11 protein-coding genes are annotated in these 13,503 nt (G+C 70.7%); 10 read left to right on the plus strand and 1 reads right to left on the minus strand.

The annotated features are described in order from the left end of the window. Positions 1-108: 108 nt before the first annotated feature. From IFU40_RS01430 to IFU40_RS01460, 7 genes are all read left to right on the plus strand, one after another. Entirely contained in the window at positions 109-1,146 is a 1,038-nt protein-coding gene (locus tag IFU40_RS01430) for a carbohydrate kinase family protein (RefSeq protein ID WP_191925140.1), read from the plus strand. Positions 1,147-1,153: 7 nt separating this feature from the next. Then, complete coding sequence (locus tag IFU40_RS01435; protein ID WP_235560507.1) at positions 1,154-2,428, plus strand: ABC transporter substrate-binding protein; 1,275 nt, start codon at positions 1,154-1,156, stop codon at positions 2,426-2,428. After that, positions 2,425-3,393: a carbohydrate ABC transporter permease gene (locus IFU40_RS01440; protein WP_258027437.1), complete on the plus strand. Its 969-nt coding sequence runs from the start codon at positions 2,425-2,427 to the stop codon at positions 3,391-3,393. Before IFU40_RS01435 ends, IFU40_RS01440 begins: the two co-directional genes overlap by 4 nt. Then, complete coding sequence (locus IFU40_RS01445) at positions 3,390-4,286, plus strand: carbohydrate ABC transporter permease (RefSeq protein ID WP_197978726.1); 897 nt, start codon at positions 3,390-3,392, stop codon at positions 4,284-4,286. Before IFU40_RS01440 ends, IFU40_RS01445 begins: the two co-directional genes overlap by 4 nt. Then, a complete protein-coding gene (locus IFU40_RS01450; RefSeq protein ID WP_342343456.1) occupies positions 4,283-5,038 on the plus strand; it encodes a glucosamine-6-phosphate deaminase in 756 nt (251 codons plus the stop codon). The genes IFU40_RS01445 and IFU40_RS01450 overlap by 4 nt, the downstream gene beginning before the upstream one ends. After that, positions 5,035-7,992, plus strand: coding sequence for a glycoside hydrolase family 2 TIM barrel-domain containing protein (locus IFU40_RS01455; protein WP_191925141.1), 2,958 nt, complete (start codon positions 5,035-5,037; stop codon positions 7,990-7,992). The genes IFU40_RS01450 and IFU40_RS01455 overlap by 4 nt, the downstream gene beginning before the upstream one ends. A 224-nt stretch (positions 7,993-8,216) precedes the next feature. Next, complete coding sequence (locus tag IFU40_RS01460; RefSeq protein ID WP_342343457.1) at positions 8,217-9,290, plus strand: Fic family protein; 1,074 nt, start codon at positions 8,217-8,219, stop codon at positions 9,288-9,290. Between the two features lie 71 nt (positions 9,291-9,361). On the opposite strand, the gene IFU40_RS01465 is transcribed toward IFU40_RS01460, so the two are convergent. Next, positions 9,362-10,447, minus strand: coding sequence for a citrate/2-methylcitrate synthase (locus tag IFU40_RS01465; RefSeq protein ID WP_191925143.1), 1,086 nt, complete (start codon positions 10,445-10,447; stop codon positions 9,362-9,364). Positions 10,448-10,499: 52 nt separating this feature from the next. On the opposite strand from IFU40_RS01465, the gene IFU40_RS01470 reads away from it, so the two are divergent. The 3 genes from IFU40_RS01470 (at position 10,500) to IFU40_RS01480 (ending at position 13,478) form a co-directional block, all read left to right on the plus strand. Next, positions 10,500-11,678, plus strand: a complete 1,179-nt coding sequence (locus IFU40_RS01470) for a citrate synthase (RefSeq protein ID WP_191925144.1) — start codon at positions 10,500-10,502, stop codon at positions 11,676-11,678. 129 nt (positions 11,679-11,807) lie between these two features. Continuing rightward, the gene (locus IFU40_RS01475; protein WP_055832174.1) at positions 11,808-12,584 is read left to right on the plus strand and encodes a helix-turn-helix domain-containing protein; all 777 of its coding nucleotides are present in this window, start codon (positions 11,808-11,810) and stop codon (positions 12,582-12,584) included. 3 nt (positions 12,585-12,587) lie between these two features. Continuing rightward, positions 12,588-13,478, plus strand: coding sequence for a hypothetical protein (locus tag IFU40_RS01480; RefSeq protein ID WP_198424667.1), 891 nt, complete (start codon positions 12,588-12,590; stop codon positions 13,476-13,478). Positions 13,479-13,503: the final 25 nt, after the last annotated feature.

Genomic DNA, 13,503 nt, shown 5'->3' on the forward strand with positions numbered 1-13,503 from the left:
AAATCGCTCAGTAACAAAATATTTACACGCAAAAATTTGCGCGTTCCTGAGCGACGAATGCTATAAACGGTGCAACGCCCCGGTCGTCACCGAAGAGAGGAGGGGCCGATGACAGTCGCATCCGGTCCCACGCCCCGCCTCCTGACGGCCGGGCAGCTTTTCCTCGATCTGGTCTTCGCCGAGCTCGACGCAGCTCCCCGACTGGGCGAGGAGCACTGGACCCCTGCCTTCGGCTGGGGCCCCGGTGGAATCGCCAACTACGCGATCGCCGCCTCCCGACTCGGGGTGCCCACGGTGCTCTGCGCCGACGCCGGCACCGATGCCCTCTCCCGGCTCGTGCGCGACCGGCTGCGCGACGAGGGCATCTTCGACGGCATCCGCGAGCGCGCAGACTGGAGCCTGCCGGTCACGGCGGCGATGAACTACGGCGGCGACCGCGCCCTGGTCACCGGTGGCCGCCCCGCCGCGGCCCTCGCCTCTCTGCTCGAGAGTGCGCCCCTCACGCCCGTCGCCGCCCTCCACCTCGACGACTCCGTGTCGGAGTGGGTGCGCGCACGCGCCGCGCAGGGCACAAAGATCTTCGCCGACATCGGCTGGGACGCCGACGAGCAGTGGAACCCCTCGGCGCTCGACGTGCTCGACGGATGCCACGCCTTCCTCCCCAACGAGGCCGAGGCCCGCGCCTACACGCGCACCGACGACGCCCGCTCCGCCGCCCGCGCCCTCGCCGATCGCGTCCCCCTCGCGGTCGTCACCCGCGGCGGCCACGGCGCCATCGCGGTCGACTCGGCCGCGGGCGAAGAGGTCGAGGTCGACGCCGTCGCGATCGACTTCGTGGATGCCACGGGTGCGGGCGACGTGTTCGGCGGAGCGCTCGCGGCTGCCGAGCTCACGGCCTGGTCGCTGCGCGAGCGTGTCGAATTCGCCGCTCTCGTGGCCGCGATCACCGTCTCCCGTCCCGGCGGCGCGGCCGCCGCTCCCCGCCTCGACGAGCTCCTCCCCTGGCTCGACTCCCACCCGGCGGCCGCCGACCCGGCGCGCTTCGCCTTCCTCCGCGCTGCGCTGCACGACGGCGCATCGCCCTTCGCCGCCTCGGCGGCATCCCGCACCGCCTCTTCCTCACGCCCCACCCGAATCAAGGAGTGACCCGCCCATGATGACTTTCACCCCGCGTCACCGACGCGCGCTCGGCACCGTCGCCGTCGCCGCTGTCGCCGCCGTGTCCCTCTCGGCCTGCTCCGGCGGTGCCGGCGGGTCGTCCGACGGCCCGATGACCCTCTGGACCTGGCCCGGCGGCATCGGCGAGAGCGTCGTCGACTCGGCCAAGACCGAGTTCCCCGACGCGAAGCTCGAGGTCACCACCATCGGTGACGACGTCAAGCAGAAGCTCGTCACCGTCTTCACCGGACGCAGCGGCATCCCCTCGCTCACCGGGATCAAGGGCGAGGACATGCCCTACTTCCTGCAGCAGGCCGACCTCTTCACCGACTTCTCGACCCTCGGCATCGACGACAAGCTCGCCGACTTCCCGCAGTGGAAGCTCGCCGAGGCCACCACCTCGGACGGCAAGCTCATCGGCCTCCCCACCGACATCGGCCCGACCGCGCTGTATTACCGCACCGACGTGCTCGCCGCGGCCGGCCTTCCGACCGATCCGGCCGAGGTCGCCGCCGCCACCTCCACGTGGGAGGACTACTTCGCCTTCGGCGAGAAGCTCAAGGCCGCCACGGGCGCCTACCTCGAGGTGTCGCTCGAAGACGTCTTCACCAAGGTCATGGGCCAGGGCGAGACGAAGTTCGTGTCGGAGGACGGGGAGTTCCTCGGCGAGAGCGACCAGGTGAAGAAGGCCTGGGACACCGCGATCGAAGCCAACGAACGCGGCCTGGTCGCCGGCATCCAGGACGGCAGCCCCGACTGGGCCGCCGCCGTCAACAACGGCTCCCTGCCGACGCTGCTCGGCGCCGCCTGGTACCAGGGCGACCTGAAGAGCAACGCCCCCGACACCTCGGGCAAGTGGAACGTCACGGCGATGCCCGGCGGGCCCGCCAACATCGGCGGATCGTTCCTGACGATCCCCGCGGCCACCGCCAACAAGGACGAGGCCGTGAAGATCGTCGAGTACCTGCTCGACGCCGAGAACCAGGCCACCACCTACACCGAGGTCGGCAACTTCCCCTCGTCGACCGAGGCGCTGAGCCAGCCGGCGCTGCAGGAGCCCGACGCCTTCTTCGGCGGACAGGTCACGACCGACGTCTTCAAGGCGGCGTCCGAGAAGATGCCGGTCAGCTACACCAGCCCCATCGACAACGAGGTGGCGGCGCCCTTCATCACGGAGCTCGCCAACGTGCAGTCGCAGGGCAAGGACCCGCAGCAGGCGTGGAACGACGCGCTGACCGCCGCCCAGCAGGTGTGGGAGCGCTCTAAGTGACATCCGCCACGCGTGTCATGACGGCCTCGGGGGTGCGCCCCAGCGCGCGCCCCCGGGGCCGGGGCCTCATCCGGCACTGGCCGATGTACGTGGCCATCGCCCCCTTCTTCCTGCTCTTCCTGGGCTTCGGCCTCTTTCCCACCGCCTACTCGCTCGTGCTGTCGTTCCAGGACTGGAACGGCCTCGGCACGGCGGAGTGGACCGGGATCGACAACTACACGCGCTTGTTCACCGACGGCACGTTCTGGCTGTCGGTGCGCAACACCTTCGTCATCTTCGCGCTGTCGACGTTCCCGATGCTCGCCATCGCCATCGCGGTCGCCGCCCTGCTCAACAACGCCGTGCGCTTCAGCACCGCGTTCCGCATCGCCTACTTCGTGCCCAACATCACCTCGGTGGTGGCCATGGCGGTGCTGTTCGGCTCGATCTTCGGCGAGAACTTCGGACTGGCCAACGCGGCCCTCAACTCGCTGGGCCTGCCGGGTGTGCAGTGGCTGTCGACGCCCTTCGGCATCCAGCTCACGATCTCGATCCTCATCACCTACCAGTGGACCGGGTACAACGCGATCATCTTCCTCGCCGGGATGCAGTCCATCGGCGGCGAGGTCTACGAGGCCGCGAAGCTCGACGGCGCGGGCCCCATTCGCAGCTTCTTCTCCATCACGCTGCCGCTGTTGCGCCCGACGATCATCTTCGTGCTCGTCGTCTCGACGGTCACGGGCATGCAGAGCTTCACCGAAGCGCAGGTGCTCACCGCGAGCTCGAGCACGACGAACCCGAACAGCGGCGGCGCGGGCCAGGGCGGGCTGACCATGGTCCTGTACTTCTACCAGCAGGCCTTCAGCTACAACCGCTTCGGCTACGGCGCCGCGATCGCGTGGGGCGTGTTCCTCATCGTCGTGATCTTCACCATCATCAGCTGGCGCTTCACCGCCGGCAAGAAGGAAGACAAGGCCCGCGCATGACCGTCACCACGCCCCCCACCGCCACGGTCACCGAGCACATCACCACCGCCGGGGTACCGATGCGCCGTCGCCGCAAGGCGACACCCGGACGCGTCCTGCTGTACGGCATCCTCTCCGTCGGCGCGTTCATCTCGCTCTTCCCGCTGTACTGGCTCGTCGTGATGGCCAGCAACTCCACGAGCGACATCTACACGACCCCGCCCACGTTCATCCCGGGGCCGCGACTGTTCGACAACATCGGCGCGGTCTTCGCGCGCATCGACTTCGCCGGCTCCCTGCTGAACACGGTGATCGTGGCCTGCAGCGTGACCTTCCTGGTGCTGGTCTTCGACTCGCTCGCCGCGTTCGCGTTCGCGAAGTTCGAGTTCCCGCTGCGCCGCACGCTCTTCACGATCACCCTCGTGACGTTCATGCTGCCGATGCAGCTCGCGGTCATCCCGCAGTTCATCACGATGACCAACCTGGGCTGGGTCGGCCAGCTGCAGGCGCTCATCGTGCCGGCCGCGGCCAACGCGTTCGGCATCTTCTGGCTGCGCCAGTACATGGTCTCGTCCATCCCCGACGAGCTGATGGATGCCTCGGTGCTCGACGGCGCGGGCTTCTTCCGCCAGTGGTTCACGGTGTGCCTGCCGCTCATCCGCCCAGGTCTGGGCTTCCTCGGCATCTTCACCTTCATCGCCGCGTGGAACGACTACCTGTGGCCGCTGGTCGTGCTGACCAACCCCAACCAGGTGACCCTTCAGGTCGCGACGGCCCAGCTGAACACCGCCTTCGGTCAGGACTACGGCATGGTGATGGCCGGGGCACTTCTCGCCGTGCTGCCGCTGCTGATCGTCTTCCTCATCGGTGCACGCCAGTTCATCGGCGACATCGCCAAGGGCGCGATCAAGTGAGCGGGACCGCGCTCCGCGCCCCTCTCACGCCGATCTCGCCCTCGACGCGGGTCGTCATGGTCGACGCCGATGCGATCGGCGACGTGGCGGCGGGCGTCGTGGCGACCGTCGCCCCCGACGGCGTCCTCGGCGTGGCGACGGGATCCTCCCCTCTCGCGCTCTACGCCGCGCTCGTCCGTCGCAGAGCCGACGGTCTCGCCACCGAGGGGCTGCACCTCTTCGCCCTCGACGAGTACGTCGGGCTCGAAGCCTCCGACCCCCGCTCGTACGCGGCCTACGTGCGGTCGATGATCGCCCAGCCCCTCGGCATCCCGGCCGAGAACGTGCGTGTGCCGCACGGTTCCACCGCCGGCGACGGCGCGGCCTACGAACGGGCCATCGCCGCCGCGGGCGGGGTCGACGTGCAGATCGTCGGCATCGGCCGTAACGGCCACATCGGCTTCAACGAACCCGGATCGGATGCCGGGACCCGCACCCGTGTCGTCGAGCTCGACGAGAGCACGCGTCGCGCCAATGCCGAGCACTTCGACGGCGAGCTCTCCCGCGTACCGACGCACGCCATGACGCAGGGGGTCGCCACGATCCTGTCGGCCCGGCGTATCGTGCTCGTGGCATCCGGTGCCGCGAAGGCCGCCGCCCTGCGCGCGGCCCTCACCGGCCCCGTCACCGCCGACAACCCCGCTTCCTTCCTGCAACGGCATCCCGACGTCACCGTCGTGGCCGACCCCGACGCCCTCCGTGAGGACCGATGACCCACCTCGGCGATCCCACCCCCGGATCCGACACCCGCCTTCCCCCGCGCGCCTGGCTGCGCTCCGACGCCCCGGTCCAGAGCCTCGACGGCGACTGGGCCTTTCTTCTGCACGACGCCGATCCCGGCGACGACCTCGATGGCCCGCCGCCGTTCGCCGCCGTCGACGCCGATGCCTCCGGGTGGGACCGCATCCCGGTGCCCTCGCATTGGGGACTGCGGGGGCACGGACACCCGACGTACACGAACATCCGGTACCCGTTCCCCCTCGACCCCCCGCACGTGCCCGATGCCAACCCCACCGGCGACCACCGGCGCGTGTTCGAGTGGCATCCGGACTTCTGCGCGGGCGGCCGCACGCTTCTGCGCTTCGAGGGCGTGGAGTCGCTCGCGACGGTCTGGCTGAACGGCACCGAGATCGGCTGGTTCACCGGCAGCCGCCTGATGACGGAATTCGACGTCACCGACCACCTGGTCGACGGCGAGAACGTGCTCGCCGTGCGCGTGCACCAGTGGTCGGCCGCGAGCTACCTGGAGGATCAGGACCAGTGGTGGCTCCCGGGCATCTTCCGCAGCGTCTCGCTGCAGGGCCGCCCCGCGAACGGCCTCGACGACGTCTTCGTGCGCGGCGACCGCGACCCCGCGACCGGCGCCGGCACCCTCGACGTGCGCCCCCGCGGTGGCTGGCCCGTGACCGTGCGGGTGCCCGAACTCGGCATCGACGAGACGTGGGCGGATGCCACCGAGGTGGCGGTGCTCCCCCTCGACGCCGTCGACGCGTGGACGGCGGAGACACCCCGCCTATACGACGTGGAGGTGTCGACGGAGGCCGAGACCGTGCGGCTGCGCGTGGGCTTCCGCCGCATCGAGATCATCGGCGACCGGTTGCTCGCCGACGGGCGACCGCTGATCTTCCGCGGCGTCAACCGCCACGAGACCGACCCCGACCGCGGCCGCGTGTTCGACGAGGACTACGTACGCGGCGAGCTCGCACTCATGCGCCGGCACAACATCACCGCCATCCGCACGGCGCACCAGCCCCCGCACCCGCGGATGCTGGAGCTCGCCGACGAGCTCGGGTTCTGGGTCGTGCTCGAGTGCGACCTCGAGACGCACGGGTTCTGGGACGTCGAGTGGACGGGCAACCCCGCCGACGACCCCGCCTGGCGCGACGCCTGCCTCGACCGCGTGCGCCGCACCGTCGAGCGAGACAAGAACCACGCGAGCGTGGTGATGTGGTCGCTCGGCAACGAGTCGGGGACCGGCCGCAACCTCGCCGAGATGGCCGGGTGGATCCGCGAACGTGACGACTCCCGCCCGATCCACTACGAGGGCGACTACGGCGGGGCGTACACCGACGTGTACTCGCGCATGTACCCGACGATCGAGGAGATCGCCTCGGTCTGCGGCGAGCAGACGATGCCCGTGCACGAGATCGGTCCCGCCGAGGGCGCCCGTCAGCGCGCGAAGCCCTTCGTGCTGTGCGAGTTCGCGCACGCGATGGGCAACGGCCCCGGCTCGCTCGCCGACTACGAGGCGCTCGTGGAGCAGTACCCGCGCCTGCACGGCGGCTTCGTGTGGGAGTGGCGCGATCACGGCATCCGCACCCGCGCCGCCGACGGCACCGAGTTCTTCGCGTACGGGGGTGACTTCGGCGAGCCCGTGCACGACGGCGTCTACCTGATGGACGGTCTCGTGCTCTCCGACGGCACGCCCTCTCCCGGTCTCGGCGAACTGGCCGCGGTGTGGGCCCCCGTGACGCTGGAACACCTCGGCGAGCGCTCCTGGCGGGTGCGCAACCGGCAGCACACGCTCGGCACCGACCACCTCCAGCTGCACTGGCGCATCGAGGACGACGGCATCCGTCTGACCTACGGGATCGTCGCCCTGCCCGCGCTCGCCCCGGGCGAGGAGGGCACCGTCGAGGTCCCCCTCGACGGGCTGCCGGATGCCGCGACCGAGCGCTGGCTCACCCTCGAGGTGAGGTGGCGCGACGCTCCGCCGTGGGGCGATGCCGGGCACATCGTCTCGCGCGCACAGCGCCCGCTCCGCACCGCTCCCCCCTGCCCGCCGCGCCGCGGCCGCGCCACATGGGACGGCGACGCCCTGGGTGAGGCGGTGTTCGACCGCCGCGGCGGTCTGCTGCGCTGGCGCGACCTCGACATCTCCGGACCGCTGCCCGAACTGTGGCGCGCGCCCACCGAGAACGACCAGCTCGACGGGCAGGGCTCGTACGAGACGGCCGACCCGGCCCTCACGCACGGCCGCGGCGATGAGAGCACGCCGGCGTCGTCGGTGCGGTGGCTCGAGCGCGGCCTCGACCGCCTGCAGCACCGCGTGCTGTCGGTCGAGCGCACCGACGACGGCCTGGTGCAGCGGGTGCGGTCGATGGCCGCGCACAGCGCGCAGGGCATCGAGACGACCTTCGCCTGGCGCCTCGACGGCGACGGCCTGCGACTGCACACCGACATCCGCCCGTTCGGCCCCTGGGACTGCACGTGGCCGCGGGTCGGCGCGCGCATCGGGTTGCCGGGCGCGCTGGCCGACGAACGGGTGGAGTGGTTCGGCACGGGACCGGCGGAGTCGTACGCCGACAGCGGCGAGGCCGCGTACGTCGGACGCTTCGAGGCCGCCGTCGACGACCTCGGCGTCGCGTACGGCCGGCCGCAGGAGACCGGCCACCGCCCCGGCCTGCGCGCCCTCGACCTCGGCCCGTTGCACCTGCGCGCGATCGACGCGGGGGCGACGGGCTTGCCCGGGTTCCAGCTCGATCGTCACACCGCGCAGGAGCGCACCGGCGTCGGTCACGCGCACGAGCTGCCGCCGTCGCGCGGACTGTGGCTCTACCTCGACGCCGCGCAGCACGGGTTGGGGTCGCGCGCCTGCGGACCCGACGTGCTGCCGCGATACGCCCTCTGGCCGCGCGCGGTGTCGTGGACGGTGGTGTTCGGGTAGGCGGAGGTCGTATTCGGGGACGGGCTTTTTATGAAATAGTGCCGTAAGTCATAAAAATGAGAGCGCCCCTTATGAATTCCAATCCGCCTCGAAAACCCGCGGGCGAGCCGCGCGACACGTCCTGGCCAGCCGTCGGCTATGAGACGCGCGACTGGGTACCCGCGGCGGCCATGGGAATCCGCGCCGCACGCGAGGGTCATGCCAGCGTTCGCTACGAGGCCTCCGTGCCGCCGACGATCGCCTCGCTCCATCCCTCCCTGAGCCCCGAGGTCGCTGCGGAGGCGGAGGAAGCGGCGGCGGAACTCGCACGCTTCGATGCTGAACTCGGTAGCCGGGTCGCGGGCTTCGCCCCGGTCCTCTTGCGGTCGGAGGCCGCTTCCTCGTCGCAGATCGAGAACCTCACCGCGTCTGCTCGTGCGATCTTCTCCGCGGAACTCGGCGCGAAAGGATCCCGGAACGCCGAACTGATCGCCGCGAACACCCGCTCGCTGCACGCAGCCCTCGATCTCGCGGAGCAGATCACGCCGGCCAGCATCGCTGCGATGCACCGCGCCCTGATGGAGTCGCAGCCGAGGCACGCCCCCGGTGAGTACCGGACGGAACAGGTGTGGATCGGAACCCGAGGCGACTCACCCGTCGGTGCCGAGTTCGTCCCGCCGCACCACGAACGCGTTGCGTCTCTCGTCGAAGACCTCGCTGACTTCGCGGCCCGCTGGGACGTGCCGTCCCTCGTCTCCGTCGCGATCGCCCACGCGCAGTTCGAGACCATCCACCCCTACACCGACGGCAACGGCCGAACGGGGCGAGCCCTGGCACAGTCGATGCTCCGCTACCGAGGTGTCACCAGGAACGTCGCCATCCCGGTTTCCGCCGGCCTCCTGGCCGACGTCGATGGCTACCACGCTGCGCTGACCGCCTACCGAAACGGAGACCTGAACGACATCGTTCGCGCCTTCGCAGCCGCAGCATTTCGCGCGGTCGCGAACAGTCGCGAGCTCGTTTCCGACATCGACGACATCCGCGCATCCTGGAACGATCGACTGACCGCCCGTCGCGACTCCAACGCCTGGCGACTGCTCGACGTCTTCGCTTCCCGGCCCGTTCTCGACTCGGCGACCGCCGCCGAAGAGCTGGGGATCGCACAGCCCAACGCGTACCCGCCACTGAAGGCGCTCGTCGACGCCGGCATCGTGCGCTCGAAAGCGGAGCACAAGCTCGGCCCGTTCTGGCGTAGCGAAGAGATCCTGCACGCCATCGACGCGTTCGCCGAGAGGGCGGGACGCCGCCAACGCGGCTGAGCCCCGCATGCACACCGCCCCACGGCATCCTTCTTCCGGGGTGTCGCCGCCCCAGAACCGCGGCTATCGCCTCACCCCGCGAAAGCCGGCCCAACGTACCGCGCCGACGGGCGGATGATCTTGGGGTCGCGCGCCTGTTCGAGCACGTGGGCCGTCCAGCCGATCGTGCGCGCGAGAGCGAAGGTGGGCGTGAACATGTCGCGCGCGATGCCGCACTGCTCCATCACCACCGCGGCGTAGAACTCGACGTTCGCGTGCAGCGGGCGTTCGGGGTGCCGGGCCGCCAGCTGCCGCTCCGCCTCTTCTTGGAAGGCCAGCGCCTGCGCCACGCGCGGACCGCCGAGGTCGCGGGCGACGCCACGCAGCAGCTCCGAGCGCGGGTCGGCCGTGCGGTACACCGCGTGCCCGAAGCCCATCAACCGGCGCCCGGCGGCGAGCTCCCCGGCGATCCAGGCCGACGGATCGTCGCCCGCGCGGTCCAGGCTGTCGAGCGCCCGCGCCGGGGCTCCCCCGTGCAGCGGACCCGAGAGCGCGCCGAGCGCGCCGGTGAGACAGGATGCCATGTCTGCCCCCGTCGACGCGATGACCCGGGCCGTGAACGTCGAGGCGTTGAAGCCGTGGTCCATCGCCGCGATCAGGTACGCCGACAGCGCCCGCACGTGCGCCGCGTCGGGCATCGCACCCGTGACGCGCTCGAGGTAGTCGGCGACCACCCCGGCTCCCGCTGCCCCGCGGTGCGGCGCGAGGGCGAGCGGGGCGATCGCCGCGAACCGGATCGCCTCGTCGAGCCGCGCATCGGGGTCGAGGTCGTAGAGCGCCGCGGATCGGCGGACCGATGCCGCGACCGTCCACACCGCGCGCAGCGCCGCGAGCGGCTGGTCGGTGTGCATCGCGACGGCGGCGATCAGTTCCGGCATCCGAGGATCCGCCTGAGCCGCGGTGATGCGTTCCGCGAACGCGGCGCGGCGGCCGGCGTCGGGAAGCTCGCCGACGACGAGCAGATGCCAGACCTCCTCGAACGACCGCTCGCGCGCCAGCTCGACGGCGGAGTGCCCGCGGTAGTGGAAGTACCCGGCCTCTCCGTTCACGTCGCCGATGGTGGTCTCGGCGGCGACGACGCCGTTCAGACCGCGGGGTACGTCGATCAGCTCGCTCATGCGCCCAGTGTGCGAACATGACGAACCCAGCGTCAACGTTGATCGGATCACCATGACCGCCCCGCTCCCCCGCCTCACGGCCGCGCAGGCTGCCGCCCGTCTCGGGGTGAAACCACAGACCCTCTACGCCTACGTCTCGCGCGGCCTCGTGACGCGCGAACGCGACGCGCGCGGCTCGACGTTCGACGCCCTCGAGCTCGAGGCCTTCGCGGCCGGGCGGCGACGCACGGCCGGGCGCACCCCGACCCACCCCACGACGGGGATGCCGCTGGGCATCGTGCAGACCGACATCGCCGACATCGAAGACGGCGAGCTGCTGTACCGGGGTCGGCGCGCCCGCGACCTCATCGACCAGCCATTCGCCGAGGTCGTCGCGTGGCTGTGGGGCGCGGAGCGGATCGACGCCCCCGACACCGCGATCGGCAGCGCCCGCGCCATGGTCGAGGCCCTTCCCCCGCACGCGGGGGCCATGGATCGCCTGCGTGCCGCCCTCACCGGGTTCGCCGCCGACGACCCGCTCCGCCACGACACCGCCCCCACGACCCTTCACCGCATCGGCTGGACCCTGCTCACCGGGCTCCCCGTCGCTCTCGGCGGCGACGCGCAGCTCGACGTGGCGCGCTCCCTGGCCGGCGCCTGGGGCGTGAGCGACGGTCCCACCGTCCGCGCGATCAACGCGGCGCTCATCCTGCTCATCGATCACGACCTGGCCGTGTCGACCTTCGCCGCGCGGGTGGCGGCCTCGGCCCGCGCCGACGGGTACGCGGCGGTCGGCGCGGCGCTGGGAGCCGCCGACTCGCCCCTGCACATCGCCGCCGCCACCCGCACCTCCCGCCTGCTCACGCAGGTGCGCCGGGGCAGGGAGCCCGAGCGCGCGCTGGCCGACGCGGTGCAGGACGGCAACGGCATCCCGGGCTTCGGGCATCCCCTGTACAGCGGTGTCGACGACCGCGCCGACGCGCTCTTCCCGCTGCTGGCGCAGCTCCCCGACGGAGAAGGAACGATGGATGCCGTGACCCGGCTCAGCGACACCGTCGCCGCCCGTGCGCACGCGCGGCCCAACGTGGATCTCGCGCTGGCCGCCCTGGCATCCGGGGCCCGCTTGCCCGACGACGCGGCGAGCTCGATCTTCGTCGTGGGCCGGCTGGCGGGGTGGATCGCGCACATCGCCGCGGAATACGCCGAAGCGCCGATGCGCCTGCGACCGCGCGGGGAGTACGTCGGGCCGTGACCCCGCACGAAGCAACCGGGTCTGCGACTCGCTCGCCCGGGGCGGGGTCATGGCAAAGCACCGCCCCCTCGCCCGTCAGTGTCTGGCACATCCTTGTGTCACACGACACATACTTGTTACCCTAGACACATGGATGTTCCGTCTCTGATCGAGCTCCTCGGGCGCACGCCGACCGCAACGGCGCGCGCGACCGGGCTCTCTCGTATGACCGTGCGCCGGGTGCGCGATGGAGTGTCCGCGCCGACGATCGAGACGCTACGCGAGCTCGCGCTGGCGGCCGGGTACGACATCGACGTGCAGCTGGTGCCCGTGAGCGACCCGGCAGCCGCCGTGGCGGCGCGAGTAGTCGCCGACCCGGCCATCCCGACCCGGGAAGATCTTGAGGGCTGGGGGATGACGTCACCTGAGGAAGTCCAGCAGATCGACGAATGGATGGCTCGCCTCGAGCGTCACGCCGGCCCCGACCGGAATCGACTGCTCGAATTGGCGGGCCGGTACTCGGCCGCGCAGCACCGGAAGGGTGCCCGGTTCTTCGCCCCGAAGCCGGGGCTCACGCAGCAGCAGACGATCGAGGTGGCCAACAGTGCACTGCGTCCGCTGAGTGGGGCACTTTCGGGAGTTGCGGCTGCTCGCGCCTACCTCGGCCACGCCCCGGACCCCGGTCCCGTGGTGGTCTGGTCGACGGATACCGACGCGGTGGCCGAGCGGCTGTCGGCGACGATGCGCGAGGTCGACGAGTATCAGCCGGCCGGTGTTCTGGTCGCGCCTACGATGCAGGCTTACCTGGTCGACATGATGATCCCGCCGGACTGGGAGCAGCAGATCGTCTCGCCGATCCAGGCGGCGATCGACCTGTACGGACTGGGCTACGACCAGCTGGCCGACGAGATCACCGAAGGGTGGTGAACGATGAGCGAAGAGACCACGGAGGAGCGGTCTCCGAAGAAGTGGGGTATGACCGCGGCGGACTTCGCCAAGCGTGCGCAGGAGAACCGTGACCGACACCAGGCGGGGGCCTCGATCCGTGATCCGTTCGTCGGCGACGCCACCCGTGAGCAGCGCACGGGCCGGATCACCTGGCGACCGGGTGCGATCAACTTCGAACTCGTCGAGGCGTCTGCGGTGCAGCGGTCGCTCTTCCGCCTAGAGAAGTCGCTGCCCGAACTCGTCTGGAACGCGGCCGCCCTGGAGGGCAACACCTTCACGCTGCCGCAGGTGCAGACCCTGCTGGATGGTGTCACCGTCGGTGGGAAGAAGCTCGAGGAGGCGGAGCAGATCCTCGCCCTGAGCGAGGGCATGGGCCTGATGATCAGCGCGGTGCGTGACGGCTCCTTCTCGCTGCGCAAAGAGATGAGTGACCGCATCCACGGTGTGATCGCCAGATACGAAGCGATCGAGTCGGGCAACTTCCGTGGCGAGGGGAGCGTGCACGGCGGCGGTTCCGTCACGCTCGCCAGCGGTGGGACCGTCGACGGTGACCCGACAGGGAAGAACGGGGAGCAGCTCCGGGAGGACTACACGAACCTGCTCGCCGGGCTCGGCGCACTCGGCGATCCGAGAGCCCGCGCCCTGGTGTACTTCGCCTCGGCAACCCGGTCCCAGTTCTACTTCGACGGGAACAAACGCACCGCCAGAATCATGATGACGGGCGCGCTGGTCCAGTCGGGCTTCGAGCCCATCAACATCCCCTACGCGCGGCACGAGGAGTTCAACGTCGCGCTGGACGAGGTGTTCCGCACGGACGACGGGACCCGGCTGATCTCCTTCCTCACGACATGCACCATGGTGGACCGACGATGAGAACGCCGCTGATCTGCGGAACCTC

Source organism: Microbacterium sp. CFBP 13617, assembly GCF_014839445.1.
Taxonomy (GTDB): Bacteria; Actinomycetota; Actinomycetes; order Actinomycetales; family Microbacteriaceae; genus Microbacterium.

What these genes read in the sequence shown, in the direction of transcription:
- IFU40_RS01430 (WP_191925140.1), top strand. Translation starts at nt 109, where the DNA reads ATGACAGTCGCATCCGGTCCCACGCCCCGCCTCCTGACGGCCGGGCAG.
- IFU40_RS01435 (WP_235560507.1), top strand. Translation starts at nt 1,154, where the DNA reads ATGATGACTTTCACCCCGCGTCACCGACGCGCGCTCGGCACCGTCGCC.
- IFU40_RS01445 (WP_197978726.1), top strand. Translation starts at nt 3,390, where the DNA reads ATGACCGTCACCACGCCCCCCACCGCCACGGTCACCGAGCACATCACC.
- IFU40_RS01455 (WP_191925141.1), top strand. Translation starts at nt 5,035, where the DNA reads ATGACCCACCTCGGCGATCCCACCCCCGGATCCGACACCCGCCTTCCC.
- IFU40_RS01465 (WP_191925143.1), bottom strand. Translation starts at nt 10,447, where the DNA reads ATGAGCGAGCTGATCGACGTACCCCGCGGTCTGAACGGCGTCGTCGCC.
- IFU40_RS01470 (WP_191925144.1), top strand. Translation starts at nt 10,500, where the DNA reads ATGACCGCCCCGCTCCCCCGCCTCACGGCCGCGCAGGCTGCCGCCCGT.
- IFU40_RS01475 (WP_055832174.1), top strand. Translation starts at nt 11,808, where the DNA reads ATGGATGTTCCGTCTCTGATCGAGCTCCTCGGGCGCACGCCGACCGCA.
- IFU40_RS01480 (WP_198424667.1), top strand. Translation starts at nt 12,588, where the DNA reads ATGAGCGAAGAGACCACGGAGGAGCGGTCTCCGAAGAAGTGGGGTATG.